Raw genomic sequence first — 18,140 nt, 5'->3', positions numbered from 1 at the left:
TTTTTTTAATGCGGAAAATGATGGGATAGGTTGTTATGGAAAGTTTCCTTCTATATAATGAAACAAGATGACTTTTGAACGATAGGGGAGTACGCCATGGCTAAACGAATCACCGTACGAGGAAGACGGCGTAATCATCTGCCGCTTCGTCTGAATTTAATGTTCTTCGTCGTTTTTTTATTGTTTGCGATTTTGATTTTCCGTTTAGGAGTCGTGCAAATCGTCAATGGTGAGAAAATTTCGCGGGAAGTTCAAAAAACAGAAATGATCGCATCAAAATATGAAGTGCCACGCGGAAAGATTTATGACCGGGATGGTCGTCTTTTGGTTGATACGATTTCTAAATACTCCATCGTCTACCGTCGCGCACAAACGACGAAAGTCGATGAACGCATTGAGATTGCACAGCGTCTTGCGGCAATCATTGATCTACCGAAAAAAGATTGGAAAGTCACGGAACGGGACATCAAGGATTTTTGGGTGGCGACGAATACAAAAGAATCGGATCGTCGATACCAAGAGGCAGTAAAAAAGAAGTATCCTTCAACAGAAGCACAAAGTAAGCTCTCGATTCCGGAGCAAGATAAAATTCGTTTAGATGCCATCACAAAAGAGGATATCGATTATGATGATCAGACAATGGAAGTCATCGCGATCAAACATAACATGGAAGTTGGTTATGCACTTGATCCGCAGCTCGTCAAACTCGGTGCATCTGCAAAAGAGATGGCGATCATCGATGAAAATCTAGAAGATTTAAAAGGTGTATCGGTGGAACCGTTTTACGAGCGTTCTTATCCATATGAAGGAACACTTCGGAATATCTTTGGGAAGTACTCGAAGATTCCAGCAGAACAACAAGCAGAGTTCAAAGCAAAAGGTTACAGCTTGAATGACCGTGTCGGAACATCATTCCTTGAACAACAGTATGAAGATCTACTGCGTGGGAAACCCGCATACGATGTGTATGAGACGTTCAATGGAGAGCCGGTCGGTGATCCAAAACGCGAGGAAGGCGAGTCTGGTAAAGATCTCGTTTTAACTGTTGATGCAGAGTACAACAAACAAGTCGACAAAATCATGCAACAAGCCATTAAAATGGGGCGTGGCATGGGTAGTCGTTATCTAAAAGAAGGTTACGCCGTCGTCATGAATCCACAGACAGGTGAGATTCTTGCGATGTCTGGTCAAAAGTTGGATCCAGCAACCGGCAAGTTCTCAGATGTCGCAATCAATAACGTCTTGACGTCGCTTCAAATCGGTTCGACGATCAAAGGTGCAACGGTTGCGATGGGACTTGAGGAAGGTGTTATCCGTCAAAACGAAGTCATCAATGATGCTCCGATCACGATTGGTGGTACGAAAAAAGCATCGTACGTCAACATGGGAGCAATCACGGATTTGACGGCACTTGAGCGTTCATCAAACGTTTATATGTTCAATATTGCGATGCGGATGGCGAAATATCCGAGTAATGGTATCGCTGGAGCAAGTGTAGATGCAGCGGCTGCGATCATGCAGAATTACTACAGTCAGTTCGGGCTCGGAGTGACGACCGGTGTCGATTTACCGTACGAAGCAAAAGGTGTTCAAGGGACACCGGACCGTGTCACGCTACTCATGGACCGAGTCATCGGACAGTACGATGCCTTTACACCGCTACAAGTTGCACAGTATATTTCAACACTTGCCAACGGTGGCTATCGTGTTCAACCGCACTTCTTAAAAGAAGTTCTCGCGTCGAATTCGATTGAAAAAGGAACGAAACAAGTGGATTATAGCTTCAAGACGAATTACCTGAATCGGATTGAGGTCAGTCAAGATAACATTGATCATGTCCGCGAAGGATTGCATCGTGTCGTTAAGGGAGAGCGTGGTACAGCAAAAATCATTGCCCAAACCGGTATTGATGCAGCTGCGAAAACAGGTACAGCGCAGGTCAGTGTCTATGGTGATGATGGAATCGCCTTACGTGACGGAAGTGGTCAACCGGTTCGTTCATTGAACTCGAACCTTGTCGGTTGGGCACCGTATGACAATCCAGAGATGGCATGGGCCGTGTTCCTTCCTTATATGGAACAAGAAACCGTCAACTCAAAAATCGGTCATGATCTTGTCAAAGCGTATTTCAATGTGAAGGACGTACCATGGCAAACTAAGCCAAATTAACTAGAAATAAAGCGAGAGTGAGCAATCACTCTCGTTTTTTTGTTTGTATTGACCTTTTTTTCTAATGGATTTCGAATTGTAAACACTAAAAAACACGCCTTTACAATTCTTTTACGTTGGATTCATTTCGTTTTAATAGTTCATCCGTAGTATAAGTCTTGTAAGGAAAACGGATAAAAAGTCGTGACATCGTCAGCGACATACTTTCGAGGAGGAAAATTAATCATGTCTTGGATGAAAAAAACAGCACTCATCACAACGGTAGCATCAATCGCAGTAGTGGGGGCAGCATGTGGTAACGATAAAGGCGGTTCTGCTAGTTCATCTGATTTAAAAGGAAAAATCGCAATCGACGGTTCTTCTACAGTCTTCCCGATCATGGAAGCTGTCGGTGAAGAATATTCGATGGAACAACCTGACGTAGATGTCACAGTCGGTGTCTCTGGTACAGGTGGCGGATTCAAACGCTTCGTCGTTGGGGAAACAGATCTTTCAAACGCATCGCGTGAAATTAAAGAAGAAGAAGCAGCTGAAGCGAAAAAGAACAACATTGAATTCACAAAAATGGCACTCGCATATGACGGTTTGACTGTCGCAGTCAGCAAAGAAAATACATGGGTAAAAGAACTCACAATGGAGCAACTCGAGAAAATCTGGCTCGACCCGAACATCAAGACTTGGAAAGATGTCGATTCTTCTTACCCGGCTGAACCATTGAAATTCTTCAGCCCAGGGAAAGATTCAGGAACATTTGATTTCTTCTCTGAGGAAGTACTTGAGAAAAAAGACATGCGTAAAGATGTTCAATTATCAGAAGACGATAACGTTCTCGTCAAGGGTGTTGAAGGAACGAAAGGCGCAATCGGATACTTCGGTTATGCGTACTACGCTGAGAATAAAGATAAGTTGAAGGAAGTACCACTTTCTGCTGAAGGAAAAGACGCAGTTGATCCAACACCAGAAACGATCAAAGATCTCTCTTATCCACTATCACGTGAAATCTACACGTACATCAATAACAAATCGATGAAAGACAAAAAACAAGTCGCTGACTTCGTTCAGTTCACGAACGAGAACGCTGGTGATCTTGCTGAAGAAGTCGGATATATCAAAATGCCGCAAGATCGTTACGATGAAAACGCAAAAGCAATTGAAGACGCAATGAAATAAATCATCGAGTCATGAGGATGGCCCAACCGGGGAAGTCTGTACCGGTTGGGTCCCGTTCTCATGTCAAGAAGGAGTAGGGAGTGAAGAAGGATGAGTTCAACACAAAATAAATCGGTTCGCGAGCTGATTCAACAGAACCGACAGCAAAAATATAGTATGAAAAACGTCATGGAACGCGTCATGCCGATCGTGTTATTCCTTTGTGCGTTCGTCTCGGTCGTTACGACCATCGGCATCATTCTCACGTTAGTCATTGAAACAGAGCACTTCTTCGAAGTCGTTCCGTTCAAGGAATTCTTCGGCAGTACGAGCTGGTATCCACTCAACTCACAACCAGAGTATGGAATTTGGCCGCTTGTCGTCGGGACGCTTGAGATTACCGTGATTGCGATGCTAGTTGCCGTGCCGATCGGTCTCACATCAGCGATTTATTTAAGTGAGTACGCGTCAGACCGCGCACGCCGTATCTTAAAACCAATTCTTGAAGTGTTAGCAGGTGTTCCAACGATCGTCTTCGGATTCTTCGCGTTGACGTTCGTCACACCAGTACTCGTAAAATTGATTCCAGGTATTCAGATTTACAATGCGCTCAGTCCGGGAATCGTCGTCGGGATCATGATCATTCCAATGATTGCTTCGATTTCTGAGGATGCGATGAGCTCTGTTCCGAAAAAAATTCGTGATGGTGCACTTGCACTCGGTTCGACACGTCTTGAAGTCGCTTTGAAAGTCGTCGTTCCAGCTGCCTTATCAGGTATCATTGCGTCGATCGTACTCGGTATGTCACGTGCAATCGGTGAGACGATGATCGTAACGATCGCTGGTGGTTCGAATCCGACAGCTGCGATCGATCCACTCGAGCCAGTCCAAACGATGACAGCGTATATCGTTCAGGTTGCCTTAGGTGATGCTGGATTTGGAACTGTCGAATATTACAGTATCTATGCGGTTGGTACACTCTTGTTCGTCTTCACATTAGTGATGAACTTACTTGCGAACTGGATCACACGCCGCTTCAGAGAGGAGTACTAAGATGGCCTTACCAGAAAAGCAACCTGTCTCAAAAAAATTCATTGATCCGGTCGCGGTGAAGAAATCCATTAGCCAGCGACTCATCGTCAACAACGTCACAAAAGTCATTTTCCTTGCTGGACTGTTCTTCGGTCTCGTCGTCTTAGGTATTCTCTTGTTCGGCGTCATCCGTGACGGTGCGTCATGGTTATCACTTGAGTTTCTACAAAATGCACCATCACGCCGTTCGGAACGGGCTGGGATTTATCCGGCGTTAATGGGCTCCATCTTCTTGATGCTCCTCATCATCCCGATGATTTTCATCATTGGTGTCGGGGCAGCGATTTACCTAGAAGAGTATGCGAAGAAGAGTCGGATGACTTCATTCATCGAAGTCAACATCTCAAACCTTGCAGGTGTACCATCGATCGTCTTCGGTTTACTTGGTTTGACGTTCTTCGTACGTAACATGGGCTTCGGTTCAACATTGATTGCAGGAGCCTTGACACTCGCGTTGATGAGTCTTCCGGTCGTCATCGTCTCGTCTCAAGAGGCTATCCGTGCCGTTCCACAAGCAATGCGTCATGCATCACTTGCACTCGGTGCGTCAAAATGGCAAACGACGTTTAAAGTCGTTCTTCCGGCATCACTACCAGGTGTCATTACTGGGATCATCTTGGCTGTATCTCGAGCAATTGGTGAGACAGCACCACTCATCATGGTCGGAGCTGCGATTTTCATTGCTCGTGCGCCAGAAAGTATTTTCTCAGAATTCACAGCATTGCCGATTCAAATCTACAACTGGACAAGTCGTCCGCAAGCAGATTTCCAAGGACTTGCAGCTGCGGGAATCATCGTCTTAATGGTCATTCTCTTGACGATGAACTCACTTGCGATCTGGATCCGGAACCGTTTCTCAAAACGTTATTAATCGAACGAGATAGATAGAAGGGATTTCTTTTAAGGAGGAAGACAGATGATGGATACGAAGCTGAATACGAAATCAGTCGTTACAGAAGGGACAGAGCGTATGAACCAACCAGTAGCAGCACGTGAGAGCGTCTATAACGTCAAAGACTTAAACTTATGGTACGGTGACGATCATGCGCTGAAAGATGTCAATCTCGACATTAAGAAAAATGAAGTCACGGCAATCATTGGACCGTCTGGCTGCGGGAAATCGACATTCATCAAAACATTGAATCGAATGGTCGAACTCGTTCCGATCGTACGGACGAATGGTGCAATCGAGTATCACGGACGTAATATCTTTGATAAAGAATACGGTGTCGAAGAATTACGGACATCGGTCGGAATGGTCTTCCAGCAACCGAACCCATTCCCGAAATCAATCTATGACAACATCGCTTATGGTCCTCGTGTCCACGGCGTCAAAAACAAAAAGATCCTCGACGAGATCGTCGAACGTAGTTTACGCCGTGCGGCAATCTGGGATGAAGTCAAAGATCGTTTGAACGAAAATGCCTACGGTCTTTCTGGTGGTCAGCAACAACGTCTTTGTATCGCCCGTTGCCTTGCAATCGAGCCAGATGTCATCTTGATGGATGAGCCGACATCGGCACTTGATCCGATTTCTACATTAAAAGTAGAAGAACTCGTCCAAGAATTAAAATCGGACTACTCGATCATCATCGTGACACACAACATGCAACAGGCTGCACGTGTTTCGGACAAAACAGCGTTCTTCTTGAATGGTGAAGTCGTCGAGTTCGATCAAACAGACCGGATCTTTGGCAATCCGAGTGACAAACGGACGGAAGATTACATTTCAGGACGATTCGGATAAGAAGGGGAGACGAGACGAATGGCAGCGAACCGTACGATTTTTGGAGAAAATCTTGCAATACTCGATCAAAAGGTCTTTTTACTGGCTCGCAAGACGATGCAACAGATCGCAACAACGGCAGAAGCACTCGAAAAATATGATCAAGACATCGCGCGTAGTGTCATCGAAAACGATAATGAACTCGATGATCTTGAACTTGAAATCAACGATGATGCGATTCTCTTAATCGCGAAGCAACAACCCGTTGCGACGGATTTACGACGAATCATCACCGCGATGAAAATTTCGTCGGATCTCGAACGGATTGCAGATTATGCGGGGAATATCTCAAAAGCTGTTCTTCGTGTCGAAACATTCCCGTATGTCATCGATATCTCTTTGTTGAAGGAAGCATTCGAGACATTACTGGATATGACGGAAACTGCGATCGTCGCCTATCGTGACGGAGATGTCGAGAAAGCAAAAGCCTTGTCTGATCTCGATAACGTCATTGATGAGACGACATATAAGGCACTTCGCCAGTACATGCGTCACATGTCACTTCAGCCGATTGTCGTCGATGAAGTCATGCAATTCACGAACATTTGCCGCTACATCGAGCGGATGGGTGATCACTTGACGAACGTCGGGGAGCATCTGATCTATCTCGAAAAAGGAAAACATTATGATTTAAACGGATGAATCAAGTAGGCAGGAGGAATTTCCTCTGCCTACTTTTTTTGTAAAGGGATTCGAAACACGTTTGTAGAATAGGAAAGAAGTGAATAATGACAGAGAGGTGATTGGGAATGCTTGAGCAAATCATTAAATTGAAAGAACAAGGGCTGACAACAAAACAAATCGCAGCTCAATTGGATACGACTGAAGGAAAAATCAAATATGCGTGGACTAAATATCGTAAATCGTTAACAGAACAACCTTTAGTAGCGCTGAAAGTAGAATCAAAAACGGTCAAGCAGACAAAAAAGTCGACTGCACCTGTATTAGACGTCGTACCGTCTGTGCAAGTGGTACCTTCGCTAGAACGTGACGCGTTTGGAATGGCGACACATTACGAGGATGACATCCTCCACGCCATCGTTCAGTCACCGACAGCGTTATACGTCTACTGGGAATTGTCTGAACTGTCGAAACAGTTGCTAGAGACGCACTATCACACGACGTTTGATTCGTTCCGTAAAGAATTACGCATTATTGATGTCACGCTTGTTGAATATGAACAAGGACAGGCAAATCGGACGTATCAATTCGAGCTACCAGAAATGACGAATGCTTGGTTCGTTCGACCAGTCGCCCCGAATACTACATACATCATTGAATGGGGCATTCAAACGATCGACGGGGACTTTGTTCCAGTACTGCGTTCAAAACCAGTCGAAACGCCACGTGACGAGCCAGTTACGGACGGACGGTTCGCGGAAGTCGTGCATCATTGGCAATACGGAGAGGTCGAACAACCGGAATGGGTCGAAGTATTACGTCCTTACTCCTATTTCGATCGCGTCCGATAATGGAATTAGAGAGAGGGAAAGGAAGAGAAGCTATGCGAAAAGGATATTTTTCACTCGTCTTACATGCACATTTACCATATATCCGTCATGAAGAGGCGCATCGTCTAGAAGAACGGTGGATGTATGAAGCGATTTCAGAAACCTACATCCCATTATTGTGGGAGGTCGATCGCTTGTCACGTCCGCTCGGCTGGACGGTCAGCATTTCACCACCCGTCATCGAGATGCTTGCCGACCCATTGATTCAAGAGCGGTATATCGAGCATATCGAGGATACGTTACGTTTGATTCGCCAGGAACTAGAGCGAGAGCTTGCTCAAAAGGAACGAGATGCGCTTCTATTCTATCAAGACCGCTATCAAGATTTATTGAATACGTTCCTTCACTGGGAAAAAGATTTGAACCGCGCATTCCGTCATTACAAGGAGCAAGGTTATCTCGATTTGATTACGTGTACGGCGACGCACGGATTCAGTCCGCACATGTTGTCTGAACAAGCGGCACGTTCTGAAATTCAGACGGGATTGAACTGTTTCGAACGTCATTACGGATTCCGTCCATCTGGTCTTTGGATGCCAGAGTGTGCGTATACGCCCGGACTTGATCGTATTTTGTATGAAGAGGGCATTCGTTATACATTCGTTGACGAACATTCAATCTTAAACGCGGATCCGTCACCGAAACACGGAATCGGAGCACCTGTCTATTCGCCGCACGGTGTGGCACTGTTCCCGCGTGATCAAATCATTTCCGGCAAGATTTGGAGCTCTGTCATCGGATACCCGGGTCATCCGGATTACCGCGAGTTTTATCGTGACCTTGCGTACGATCGAGAGTGGGATCAAATCGCTGAGTTCATGCACCCAGAGGGCTTACGTTATGATACAGGATTGAAATTGCATCGTGTAACAGGAGAAACGGATCAAAAAGACTATTACGTTCGTGATTGGGCATGGCAACGGACAAGTGAGCACGCAGCAGACTTCGCACAAGCACTTGGTGAACATTTAGATGCGCATCAAGGACAAGACTTCCCACCGTTCCTTGTCACAGCACCATTTGATGCCGAATTGTTCGGTCACTGGTGGTTTGAAGGTCCCGACTTCCTCGGTAAAGCGATGGAACGTTTAGAAGATCAAGGAATTGAGTCGATTTCACCGGCGATCTTCCTCGAACGTCACTTCCAAGACATCGACACGGCGCACGTCGCGATGGGAACGTGGGGACGAAAAGGCTACGCGGAAGTCTGGATCAATGAACGGAATGACTGGATGATTCGTCATCTCCATCAGCTTGAGAAGAGACTAGCAGGAATCGTAGCTCGAAATCGTCATCAAGATGCGTTGACTGTCAAAGCGAAGCGTCAACTCATTCGAGAATACCTCCTCGCTGTCTCGAGCGACTGGCCGTTCATCCTTGATGGACAGACGACAGCGCAGTATGCTGCGAATCGTTTCCGGGAGCATATCCTACGTTTTGAAGAAACCGAGCGTCGACTGGATGCTGAGGAGCTGACGGTGGAATGGTTGGATGCTCGATATCGCGAATATCCTTTCCTTCAAGATTCAGATATTGAACCGGATGTCTTCTTGACGGCACATGATTACTACGTGGCAGTGAAGCGTGAGAAATCTTGGAATACAGACGCCATCTTATTGTTCGTCCGACAATATGATGCGTCAGACCGACCAGCTTCGGAGCTCGCTCGACGGCTCGCTGCTGCTGGTGAGAACGTCTATGTCGTCACGGAACATCCGGAAGCGTATCGATTTGAAGAAGGTGTTCACGTTTACGGAGTGCAAGTGACAGGTCTACCGCTCGTTCAGACCTATAACCAACTGGCGGCACTAAATTTAGCCTTCTTACGCCAAGCGCAAGCTTTGAGTAAGATCGTTGATTTCGCAGTCATCCACAACTTCAACATGGAGACCGCATCAGCTGCCCAAGCTATCGCGAAGATCAAAGAGTTGCCACTCGTCAGTAACGTCTACGATGTCGAAAGTGAGCGTTCTCCTGATCGTTCAGGTGGTCTGGTCGTTGCCTTAAAACGACTTGAAGGAGATGCGTTGCGCCAATCAGCGGTTGTTTATCTAGAACGAGAAGAGTCACGTCACGGGGTGGAGCAAGAGTATCACGTCGAAAAGAAGCCACTGCGTTTTGAAGAGAACCTTGAAAAACCATATCAACACGTGACGAATCCGAAAAAGAACGGATGAACAGTTGCAATTCCTTTCCTTTCTTGGTACGATACTTGAGTATGCTTAACCTTATGTAAAGCAAAATCACTTGATACATCGAGAGCTAGATAGGAGGGAATCCCATGCGCGTTAAAATCACATTAGCTTGCACTGAAACTGGTGACCGTACTTATATCACTAAAAAGAACAAGCGTAACAACCCAGAGCGTCTTGAGTTGAAGAAATACAACCCACGTCTCCGTAAGCACACACTTCACCGTGAAGTGAAATAATTGAGATGGAAGCCGTCACTTCGTGTGATGGCTTTTTTTGTGGAAAGGAAGACATTCATGAATAAACAAGAAGTACGCCGTCTGATCAAAGAACGACTCGATATGATGGAGAACCGTGCGGAGAAGGAACGGTTGATTCACGAACATGTATTATTATTACCTGAATGGCAACAAGCGACTTGTGTCGCGATCACATTAGCTTTTCGAAATGAATGTGATACAAGAATGCTGATTGAACAGGCGTGGCAAGAGGGCAAGACGATCTTGATACCAAAAGTAGTCGGAGACGAGATGATCTTTTATGAACATGGACCAGAAGATCAACTGCAAGCAAATCAGATGGGGATTTCTGAACCGACCGCTTCAGCACCTCGCGCTTCACTTGCTCAAGCAGAGCTTTGCCTTGTTCCGGGTCGTGCCTATCGACGGGACGGCTATCGGTTAGGATGGGGGGGAGGTTATTACGATCGTGCACTCGTGCCCTATGCAGGATGTAAAGTATCGATTGCCTTTTCTGAACAACTTCTTTCAGATTTTGAAGTGGAAGCCTTTGATATCCCCGTTGATCTGATCGTCACTGACTTAGAGGTCATCCGATGCTAAGCGCGACCATTTTGTTTTGTCTATTGCTTGCTTGGACCGGACGATCTTTTCGTTTATTGACGACAAGTGGTGCTATCATGACCCTGCTCGTTGGTAGTGGTGTCTCATTCGGATTCGGTTGGCAAGGATTAGTAGTACTCTTACTCTTCTTTGGTAGCTCGAGCCTGTTATCGAAGGTCGGACGGTCCAGAAAACAATCGGTCGACTCCATCGTTGAGAAAGACGGCGCGCGTGACGGATGGCAAGTCCTTGCGAATGGAGGGGTAGCGTTCGTTGCTGCCTTAGCGTATGCCATGACGATGGATTTTGCGTATCTCTTGTTGTTTCTATTCGTCATCGCAGCATCGAATGCTGATACGTGGGCATCCGAAATCGGACCGCTCTCAAGACGTGATCCATGGTCGCTCAAAACGTTACGACGGGTACCAGCAGGAACAAGTGGAGCGATGTCGCTGATTGGAACGGTCGGTACGATCGCAGGAGCTGCGTTCATCGCGATAGCAGCGCATTGGATATTTTCTCTTTCTTTAAGAGACGTCTTACTCGTAACAAGCATCGGTGTACTCGGGAGCCTGCTGGATACACTATTTGGAGCAGTAGGGCAACGCGTTTACCGATGTACAGTTTGTGGGGAATACACAGAAAAGCGAAAGCACCATGGGCAACCGACAGCTTATGTTTCAGGTATTCGATTTTTAGGGAATGATGCTGTCAATGTCTTAACGAGTGGTTTGGCAAGTGGAATCGGGTTTATCATCGTTCGATTCTGGTAACTGGAAAGTATATGAGTATGTAATTCCTTATGTTAGGATATCAATGACACGAAACGGACAAATGTGATTAATTTCACATGATACAAATAATGTGAAAGATGTTACAATTTATTTGTGAGATAGTTAACAAACTCTTAGGATGAATGAAAGGGTGGACATAACGATATGGAATTACATGCGAAAGTGACACGGGTAGCCCTCATTGGAGCTGGTGCAGTCGGTTCAAGCTTTGCCTATCAGATGTCAACAGCTGGGCTTTGTGAAGAACTTGTCATCATTGATGTCAACAAAGCCAAAGCAGAGGGCGAGGCAATGGACTTAAACCATGGAACACCATTTAGCTCTTCACCGATGCGAATATGGGCTGGCGACTACGCGGACTGCCGCGAAGCGGAAGTCGTCGTCATCACGGCAGGCGCTCCACAAAAACCAGGTGAGACAAGACTCGATCTCGTTGCAAAGAATGCGTTGATCATGAAAGAAATGATTCGTCAAATCATGGATTCTGGTTTTGATGGGATCATCGTCGTGGCTTCTAATCCGGTTGATATCATGGCGCATCTTGCCTGGAAATATTCCGGTCTTCCGAAATCCCGCGTATTTGGATCAGGAACGGTGCTTGATACAGCACGTCTGCGTCAAATGCTTGGAGAATACTTTCACATTGACTCCCGAAATGCCCATGCCTATATTCTTGGAGAACATGGTGATACGGAATTCGCTGCCTGGAGTAACAGCCGTATTTATGGAAAAACGATTGATGAACTACTTGCTGAAGACGATCGTTATTCTCAAGCAGATCTTGATCAAATTTACATCAACGTCCGAGATGCTGCTTATCATATCATCGAGCGCAAAGGGGCAACCTACTATGCGATCGGGCTTGGGCTTGTTCGGATCGTTCGTGCCATCCTCGGAAATGAGAACTGTCTATTAACGGTCGGTGCGCATGTCGATGGGCAGTATGGCATTTCCGGTATCCACATTGGAGTTCCCGCCATCATTAATCGTCAAGGTGTGCGTGAAATCATTGAAGTCTCATTGACGGAAGAAGAGTTGAAGAAATTCCATCATTCTGCTGATGTATTGCGTCAGACGCTTGAACCCGTCTTGCAAGGATAAGCGTACGCATCATGCTGAAGGTATTACCGAAATAAAGTAGCAAAAAAACTCAAGTGTCGGACTTTCTTCATATTGTCCATACTTGAGTTTTTTTGATGTAAAGAACGAATACATAAAAAATCACATCTATTCGTCCAGTAGTAAAAAGAGAAAAATCTAGGTTTTATTTTACTAGAAAAGGGTTAAGTAAGAGATAGAAGCATTTTTACGTCATTTTTTGTACGTCATGATACCCAAAAAGGAGAGAACCGACAGTCATGTATACTTTTCGAAAACTAACTAAAGAGGATGCAGAACAATACTGGAATCTACGCCTTGAGGGATTAAAAAATCATCCAGATGCATTCGGTCATTCGTTTGATGATGAACAGCAAACCCCGCTCCGCGAAGTACAAGAAGGACTTGAGGGAGAACCCGACTCCGATGAGGTTTGGCTTGGTATGTTCGACGGTGATACGTTGTTTGGGTTTGGTCAGGTCAAACCATATGAATTGTCACGTGAATCGCATAAAGCGATGATTTCTGGAGTATACGTATCACCTGAATATCGCGGGGGTACTGGTCGCGCTTTAATGGAAGCCTTAATCGAGGAAGCGAAAAAGTTACCGGACGTCGAGCAAGTCATTCTTGCCGTTTTATCAGGAAACGAAGCCGCACAAAATCTTTATGAGTCGCTCGGTTTTGAAGTATATGCCGAAGATCCAGATTCCGTAAAATTAGAAGACGGCACATATCGTGATGATATTTGGATGAAGAAGTACGTCTAAGTTCTTCAGAGGATGTAGATTAGAAGCTGTAGCAAAAAAAGTGCTACAGCTTTTTTGCATGGTATCCGTAGGATATCAGTATCGGCAAAGAATGAATATTTGTTATCATGAGAACAAAGCGGATGTCACATCGTAGTCCGATTGAAAGGGAGCGAATGAACATGAAAGAAGTCATACGTACGATTGAAGAGCTTGTCTCGATTCCGAGTCCAACAGGTTCGACAAAAGAAGCGATTACATATGTAGAAAAGCGATTGGTATCAGAAGGAATCACGTATCGAAAACTTGAGAAAGGAGCGATTTTAGCGACACTACCTGGTGCTTCAACGCGTACTCGGTTACTGACGGCACACGTCGACACACTAGGAGCGATGGTGAAAGAGATTTTACCAACAGGACGACTTCGTTTATCACAATTGGGGGGATATGCTTGGACAGCAATTGAAGGTGAGAACTGTCTCATTCACAAGATGGACGGTCAAACGATTTCAGGTACAATCGTGTTCCACCATTCGAGTGTTCATACGTCGCGCGAGACGAACAAGACGGAACGCTCCGCTGATAATATCGAAGTACGGCTCGATATCCGTTCAACGACAGCAGAAGAGACGCGCGTTGCGGGGATTGAAGTAGGAGACATCGTAACATTTGATCCGCGATTCCTCTACACGGAAACGGGATTCGTGAAGTCGCGCCATCTCGACGATAAAGCATCCGTTGCTTTGTTGCTTGAATTGATCAAGGAATGGAAAACAATCGAGCTGCCACACACGGTCCAGATTCTGATTTCAAATTACGAAGAAGTTGGATTCGGTGGAAATGCTGGATTCACGGAAGAAGTCGCAGAATACATCGCGGTCGACATGGGGGCACTAGGAGACGGTCAACACTCCGATGAATTCACGGTCTCGATCTGTGCGAAAGATGGTTCGGGTCCATATGACTTGGCTTTACGCCACCAGTTAACGCGTTTAGCACAACGTAACAGTATTCCATATAAGGTTGATATCTATCCATTCTATAGCTCGGATGCCTCAGCGGCAGTAAGTGCGGGACACGACGTCCGGCACGGATTGTTCGGTCCGGGAATCGAATCGAGTCATTCGTACGAACGTACACATGAGACGTCGTTACAAGCGACATATGATTTGTTGCATGCCTATGTAAAGGAGCCGATGGTTGATGAAGACACTGTATGACGTACAGCAGTTACTCAAGACATACGGAACATTCATCTATCTTGGGGACCGAGCGTCCGATATCGCGATGATGATGCTTGAACTCGATGAATTACAAGAAGCAGGCGTTTTGGAACAACGTCAGTACGATTCAGCGAAACTAATCTTACGACATGAATTAAAGCGTTCACAATCCGATAACATTTAAGATTGTGCAACCCTTTGCGCAAACGGGTTATGTCCGGTAAAATGAGGAAGCAGACATTATATGAGTATAGGGGAGACGAAGCAATGAAATGGTTACTCGGCATTGATATCGGCGGCACGACAGTCAAGATGGCAATTTTGGATTTGCAAGGGATCATCGTAGAAAAGTGGGAAATCGAGACGGTCGTTTTGAATGATGGCGTACAAATTCCTGGAGATATCGCAAAATCCTTCTTTGAGAAGTGTCAAGAGAGCAATAAACGACCAGAAGATTTCGTCGGAGCGGGCATCGGTGCGCCGGGATTCATTGATTTCAATACAGGTGTCGTTGAGAAAGCAGTCAATATCGGTTGGACTAACTTTGAACTCATCGGTGAATTCGAACGTTTGACGGGTTTACCGGCTGTGCTTGAAAATGATGCGAACGCAGCGGCAATCGGTGAGATGTGGAAAGGTGCCGGTAGTGGGGCAACCGAACTCCTTGCTGTCACACTCGGTACGGGCGTCGGTGGTGGTCTGATCACGAACGGACAAATCGTGCATGGTACAGTCGGAATGGCTGGAGAAATCGGTCATATCACGATGTTGCCTGAAGGTGGCGTCCTATGTGGATGTGGTCGCAAAGGATGTCTTGAGACGATCGCGTCAGCAACAGGGATCGCTCGTCTTGGTCTTGAGAAGCGTAAAGGGAAGGAAACGTTACTCAACGACATCAAGGCAGTGACAGCAAAAGACGTATTCGAAGCGTATGAGAAAGGAGACCGGATTGCAACGGAAGTCGTAGAAGAAGTGACGTTCCATCTCGGTCTTGCCATCTCCAACTTAGCGAACAGTATTAACCCGGAAATCATCGTTATCGGTGGTGGTGTGTCAAAAGCGGGCGAGACATTGCTTGCACCACTCCGTCAACAGTTCGAACGCTTCGCTTTACCACGGGTTTTCGGATCAACGACGTTCAAGATTGCCGAGCTTGGAAACGATGCAGGAGTCATCGGCTGTGCATGGCTTGCGAAGCAGATGTTTCTCAAAAAATGATAATATTCAATTTCAGTAAAAGGTTCGCTTCGGCGAATCTTTTTTTTGTTTACAAACGTACAGTAATTATGTGATTGTTAAGTATCTTCCGGATTCCAGTTGCATTTTTGTAAAACTAAGCGTAAAATTTTCACGTGATATGGGTATATGTAAATTATGAGGTAAGTTGTGTGAACTGAAATCAGAAAGCACATGTAAATTAGGAGGCAGGTTTTTATGCAGCAAGACGCAAACATCTGGTCGCGAATGCGCCTAAAGATGGGTCAAGGCGTTCGCAGCACCTATAAAGAGCACAAGCTCTTTTGGATTGCGACCTTATTGATTTGGTTAAAAACGTATTTAGCGTATACACTTTTCTTCAACGTTCCCGTAACAAACTCTGCGCAAGCATTCATTCTACTAATTAACCCAATTAGTTCAGCGCTCTTCATGTTCGGGTTCAGCTTCTTCTTCCGAGGAAATGTTCAAAAATGGTTCATCTACGGCACACTGTTCGTCGCGACACTCATTTTATATGCGGACATCATTTTCTTCCGCTTCTTTAATGACTATCTGACGTTGCCGGTATTGTTCCAAACATCGAATGCGGAAACTGTTTCTGCATCGCTCGGGTCACTTTTGAATTGGTCCGATTTATTGATCGTCGGTGACTTGATCATCTTACCGTTCTTCTTACGGAAAATGGACATGTCAAAAAATGTTGCGTCACGTGGACGCGCGATTCTCGCATTCGTTGCAGCAGTTGTCGTTTTCCTTGGAAACTTGACGCTCGCTGAGACAGAACGTCCAGAATTGCTCACACGTGCCTTCGACCGAGAATTGCTCGTTAAAAACATCGGAACATTTAACTTCCATATGTATGATGCTCTCATTCAGTCTAAGACATCTGCGCAAAAAGCACTCGCGGACAGTTCTGAACTGTCGGAAGTTCAAAGTTTCATTGATTCAAAACATGCTGAACCGAACCCAGCTATGTTCGGAAAGTACAAAGGAAAGAACGTCATCGTCGTTTCCTTTGAGTCGGCACAATCCTTTGCAGTTGGATTAAAAGCACCAAACGGACAAGAGATTACACCGAACCTGAATAAGTTGATCAAGGAATCGCATTCATGGGATAACTTCTATCACAACACAGGACAAGGGAAAACGGCAGATGCTGAGTTCATTCTCGAAAACTCGATCTATCCACTTGGACGCGGTGCAGCATTCTTTACGAACGGAGAAAATGAATTCCGGGCAACTCCTGAAATGCTGAAAGAAGACGGCTATTATTCAGCTGTTTTCCATGCAAACAACAAATCGTTCTGGAACCGAGACATCGTCTACAATAGCTTTGGCGTCGATCGTTTCTTCTCAGAGACGGATTATGACCTAGGTGATCCAGCAGATTTGACGGAGTGGGGCTTGCTCGATGATAAATTCTTTGAACAGTCATTGCCGATGTTGAAAGATTTACCACGTCCGTTCTATTCGAAGTTCATCACATTGACGAACCACTATCCATTTGAGATGCCAAAACCAGAAGATGAACTTGTACCACCGCTTGAGACAAGTTCTACGACGCTGAACCACTACGTTCAGGCACTAGCGTATCAAGATATGGCACTCGGTAAATTCATCGAGGGTCTGAAAAAAGATGGTACGTGGGATGATACGATCTTCATGGTCTATGGTGACCACTATGGTATCTCGACGAACCACAATGCTGCGATGGCAGAACTCATGAACAAAGATGAGTTGACGCCGTATGATGTTGCACAATTGCAACGTGTACCATTCGTGATCCATTTACCGGGTCAAACGAAAGGTGTCAAACATGAAGACGTCGCGAGCCAAATCGACATTAAACCGACATTGCTTCATCTGTTAGGACAAGACTTCAAGAATGAAGTATTGTTCGGTACTGATCTCTTCTCGAAACAGCACAAGGATTATGCGCTGTTCCGCGATGGTTCCGTCATAACAGACAAAACGGTTTATACGCAGGAAACATGTTATGATCGTCAGACAGGTGAAGAGGTAAAAGATGGAGAGTTAGCAGAGATGTGTAAACAATCTACGAAACAATCCGAGAAGGAGTTAGGACTTTCGGATAAAGTCATCTATGGTGACTTGCTCCGTTTCCTTCAAACTTCAAAATAAGATGAAGAAAACGAATCTACTTTCGAGTGGATTCGTTTTTTTGTAGAAAGGCAAATAAAAAGAGAGATGCGCGAGGCATCTCTCTTCAGATTTTAGACAAAAGGGCTGACACCAAAAAATGACGCATCTTTTCACGCCCTTTCCTCAGGCGTGTGCCTCTAACCTGTCTCTTATA

At 45.5% G+C, this 18,140-nt stretch carries 17 protein-coding genes; all 17 read left to right on the top strand.

Translation table 11 applies throughout. The features are described from left to right. Nucleotides 1-96: 96 nt before the first annotated feature. The 17 genes from F8N00_RS00085 to F8N00_RS00005 all read left to right on the top strand — a co-directional run bounded on the left by F8N00_RS00085 (nt 97) and on the right by F8N00_RS00005 (nt 17,965). Nucleotides 97-2,169 carry a peptidoglycan D,D-transpeptidase FtsI family protein gene (locus tag F8N00_RS00085; protein ID WP_023467537.1) on the top strand — a complete coding sequence of 691 codons (2,073 nt, stop codon included), beginning with the start codon at nt 97-99 and terminating at the stop codon, nt 2,167-2,169. 225 nt (nt 2,170-2,394) lie between these two features. After that, nucleotides 2,395-3,339, top strand: coding sequence for a PstS family phosphate ABC transporter substrate-binding protein (locus F8N00_RS00080; RefSeq protein WP_023467538.1), 945 nt, complete (start codon nt 2,395-2,397; stop codon nt 3,337-3,339). Nucleotides 3,340-3,429: 90 nt separating this feature from the next. Next, nucleotides 3,430-4,371, top strand: a complete 942-nt coding sequence (gene pstC / locus F8N00_RS00075; protein ID WP_023467539.1) for a phosphate ABC transporter permease subunit PstC — start codon at nt 3,430-3,432, stop codon at nt 4,369-4,371. 1 nt (nt 4,372) lies between these two features. After that, complete coding sequence (pstA, locus tag F8N00_RS00070; RefSeq protein WP_023467540.1) at nt 4,373-5,281, top strand: phosphate ABC transporter permease PstA; 909 nt, start codon at nt 4,373-4,375, stop codon at nt 5,279-5,281. Nucleotides 5,282-5,380: 99 nt separating this feature from the next. Continuing rightward, nucleotides 5,381-6,157: a phosphate ABC transporter ATP-binding protein PstB gene (gene pstB, locus F8N00_RS00065; RefSeq protein WP_053454494.1), complete on the top strand. Its 777-nt coding sequence runs from the start codon at nt 5,381-5,383 to the stop codon at nt 6,155-6,157. Nucleotides 6,158-6,175: 18 nt separating this feature from the next. Beyond that, the gene (phoU, locus tag F8N00_RS00060) at nt 6,176-6,838 is read left to right on the top strand and encodes a phosphate signaling complex protein PhoU (RefSeq protein WP_023467542.1); all 663 of its coding nucleotides are present in this window, start codon (nt 6,176-6,178) and stop codon (nt 6,836-6,838) included. 107 nt (nt 6,839-6,945) lie between these two features. After that, nucleotides 6,946-7,668: a DUF4912 domain-containing protein gene (locus F8N00_RS00055; protein WP_336449190.1), complete on the top strand. Its 723-nt coding sequence runs from the start codon at nt 6,946-6,948 to the stop codon at nt 7,666-7,668. Nucleotides 7,669-7,700: 32 nt separating this feature from the next. Next, a complete protein-coding gene (locus F8N00_RS00050) occupies nt 7,701-9,884 on the top strand; it encodes a 1,4-alpha-glucan branching protein domain-containing protein (RefSeq protein ID WP_023467544.1) in 2,184 nt (727 codons plus the stop codon). A gap of 104 nt (nt 9,885-9,988) precedes the next feature. Continuing rightward, on the top strand, nt 9,989-10,138 hold the full coding sequence (gene rpmG / locus F8N00_RS00045) for a 50S ribosomal protein L33 (RefSeq protein ID WP_012369771.1): 150 nt from the start codon (nt 9,989-9,991) through the stop codon (nt 10,136-10,138). Between the two features lie 57 nt (nt 10,139-10,195). Beyond that, entirely contained in the window at nt 10,196-10,741 is a 546-nt protein-coding gene (locus tag F8N00_RS00040; RefSeq protein ID WP_421017585.1) for a 5-formyltetrahydrofolate cyclo-ligase, read from the top strand. Beyond that, a complete protein-coding gene (locus F8N00_RS00035) occupies nt 10,735-11,514 on the top strand; it encodes a DUF92 domain-containing protein (RefSeq protein WP_035398327.1) in 780 nt (259 codons plus the stop codon). The genes F8N00_RS00040 and F8N00_RS00035 overlap by 7 nt, the downstream gene beginning before the upstream one ends. 165 nt (nt 11,515-11,679) lie before the next feature. After that, a complete protein-coding gene (locus F8N00_RS00030; protein WP_023467547.1) occupies nt 11,680-12,636 on the top strand; it encodes an L-lactate dehydrogenase in 957 nt (318 codons plus the stop codon). A gap of 257 nt (nt 12,637-12,893) precedes the next feature. Further along, nucleotides 12,894-13,403, top strand: a complete 510-nt coding sequence (locus tag F8N00_RS00025; protein WP_023467548.1) for a GNAT family N-acetyltransferase — start codon at nt 12,894-12,896, stop codon at nt 13,401-13,403. Nucleotides 13,404-13,564: 161 nt separating this feature from the next. Further along, complete coding sequence (locus F8N00_RS00020) at nt 13,565-14,602, top strand: M42 family metallopeptidase (protein ID WP_023467549.1); 1,038 nt, start codon at nt 13,565-13,567, stop codon at nt 14,600-14,602. Next, complete coding sequence (locus F8N00_RS00015; RefSeq protein ID WP_023467550.1) at nt 14,586-14,789, top strand: YqgQ family protein; 204 nt, start codon at nt 14,586-14,588, stop codon at nt 14,787-14,789. The genes F8N00_RS00020 and F8N00_RS00015 overlap by 17 nt, the downstream gene beginning before the upstream one ends. Nucleotides 14,790-14,872: 83 nt before the next feature. Beyond that, nucleotides 14,873-15,823 carry an ROK family glucokinase gene (locus tag F8N00_RS00010; RefSeq protein WP_023467551.1) on the top strand — a complete coding sequence of 317 codons (951 nt, stop codon included), beginning with the start codon at nt 14,873-14,875 and terminating at the stop codon, nt 15,821-15,823. 216 nt (nt 15,824-16,039) lie between these two features. After that, nucleotides 16,040-17,965, top strand: coding sequence for an LTA synthase family protein (locus F8N00_RS00005; RefSeq protein ID WP_023467552.1), 1,926 nt, complete (start codon nt 16,040-16,042; stop codon nt 17,963-17,965). Nucleotides 17,966-18,140 lie beyond the last annotated feature (175 nt).

This window comes from Exiguobacterium sp. A1_3_1, from assembly GCF_048985645.1.
Taxonomy (GTDB): Bacteria; Bacillota; Bacilli; order Exiguobacteriales; family Exiguobacteriaceae; genus Exiguobacterium_A; species Exiguobacterium_A indicum.
This window is presented reverse-complemented; position numbering and strand designations above follow the sequence as displayed.

Coding starts and splice junctions, on each gene's coding strand:
- rpmG (WP_012369771.1), top strand. CDS start 9,989: ATGCGCGTTAAAATCACATTAGCTTGCACTGAAACTGGTGACCGTACT.
- F8N00_RS00025 (WP_023467548.1), top strand. CDS start 12,894: ATGTATACTTTTCGAAAACTAACTAAAGAGGATGCAGAACAATACTGG.
- F8N00_RS00030 (WP_023467547.1), top strand. CDS start 11,680: ATGGAATTACATGCGAAAGTGACACGGGTAGCCCTCATTGGAGCTGGT.
- F8N00_RS00010 (WP_023467551.1), top strand. CDS start 14,873: ATGAAATGGTTACTCGGCATTGATATCGGCGGCACGACAGTCAAGATG.
- F8N00_RS00020 (WP_023467549.1), top strand. CDS start 13,565: ATGAAAGAAGTCATACGTACGATTGAAGAGCTTGTCTCGATTCCGAGT.
- F8N00_RS00015 (WP_023467550.1), top strand. CDS start 14,586: ATGAAGACACTGTATGACGTACAGCAGTTACTCAAGACATACGGAACA.
- pstA (WP_023467540.1), top strand. CDS start 4,373: ATGGCCTTACCAGAAAAGCAACCTGTCTCAAAAAAATTCATTGATCCG.
- pstC (WP_023467539.1), top strand. CDS start 3,430: ATGAGTTCAACACAAAATAAATCGGTTCGCGAGCTGATTCAACAGAAC.
- F8N00_RS00055 (WP_336449190.1), top strand. CDS start 6,946: ATGCTTGAGCAAATCATTAAATTGAAAGAACAAGGGCTGACAACAAAA.
- F8N00_RS00040 (WP_421017585.1), top strand. CDS start 10,196: ATGAATAAACAAGAAGTACGCCGTCTGATCAAAGAACGACTCGATATG.
- F8N00_RS00085 (WP_023467537.1), top strand. CDS start 97: ATGGCTAAACGAATCACCGTACGAGGAAGACGGCGTAATCATCTGCCG.
- F8N00_RS00005 (WP_023467552.1), top strand. CDS start 16,040: ATGCAGCAAGACGCAAACATCTGGTCGCGAATGCGCCTAAAGATGGGT.
- F8N00_RS00035 (WP_035398327.1), top strand. CDS start 10,735: ATGCTAAGCGCGACCATTTTGTTTTGTCTATTGCTTGCTTGGACCGGA.
- F8N00_RS00050 (WP_023467544.1), top strand. CDS start 7,701: ATGCGAAAAGGATATTTTTCACTCGTCTTACATGCACATTTACCATAT.
- pstB (WP_053454494.1), top strand. CDS start 5,381: ATGAACCAACCAGTAGCAGCACGTGAGAGCGTCTATAACGTCAAAGAC.
- phoU (WP_023467542.1), top strand. CDS start 6,176: ATGGCAGCGAACCGTACGATTTTTGGAGAAAATCTTGCAATACTCGAT.
- F8N00_RS00080 (WP_023467538.1), top strand. CDS start 2,395: ATGTCTTGGATGAAAAAAACAGCACTCATCACAACGGTAGCATCAATC.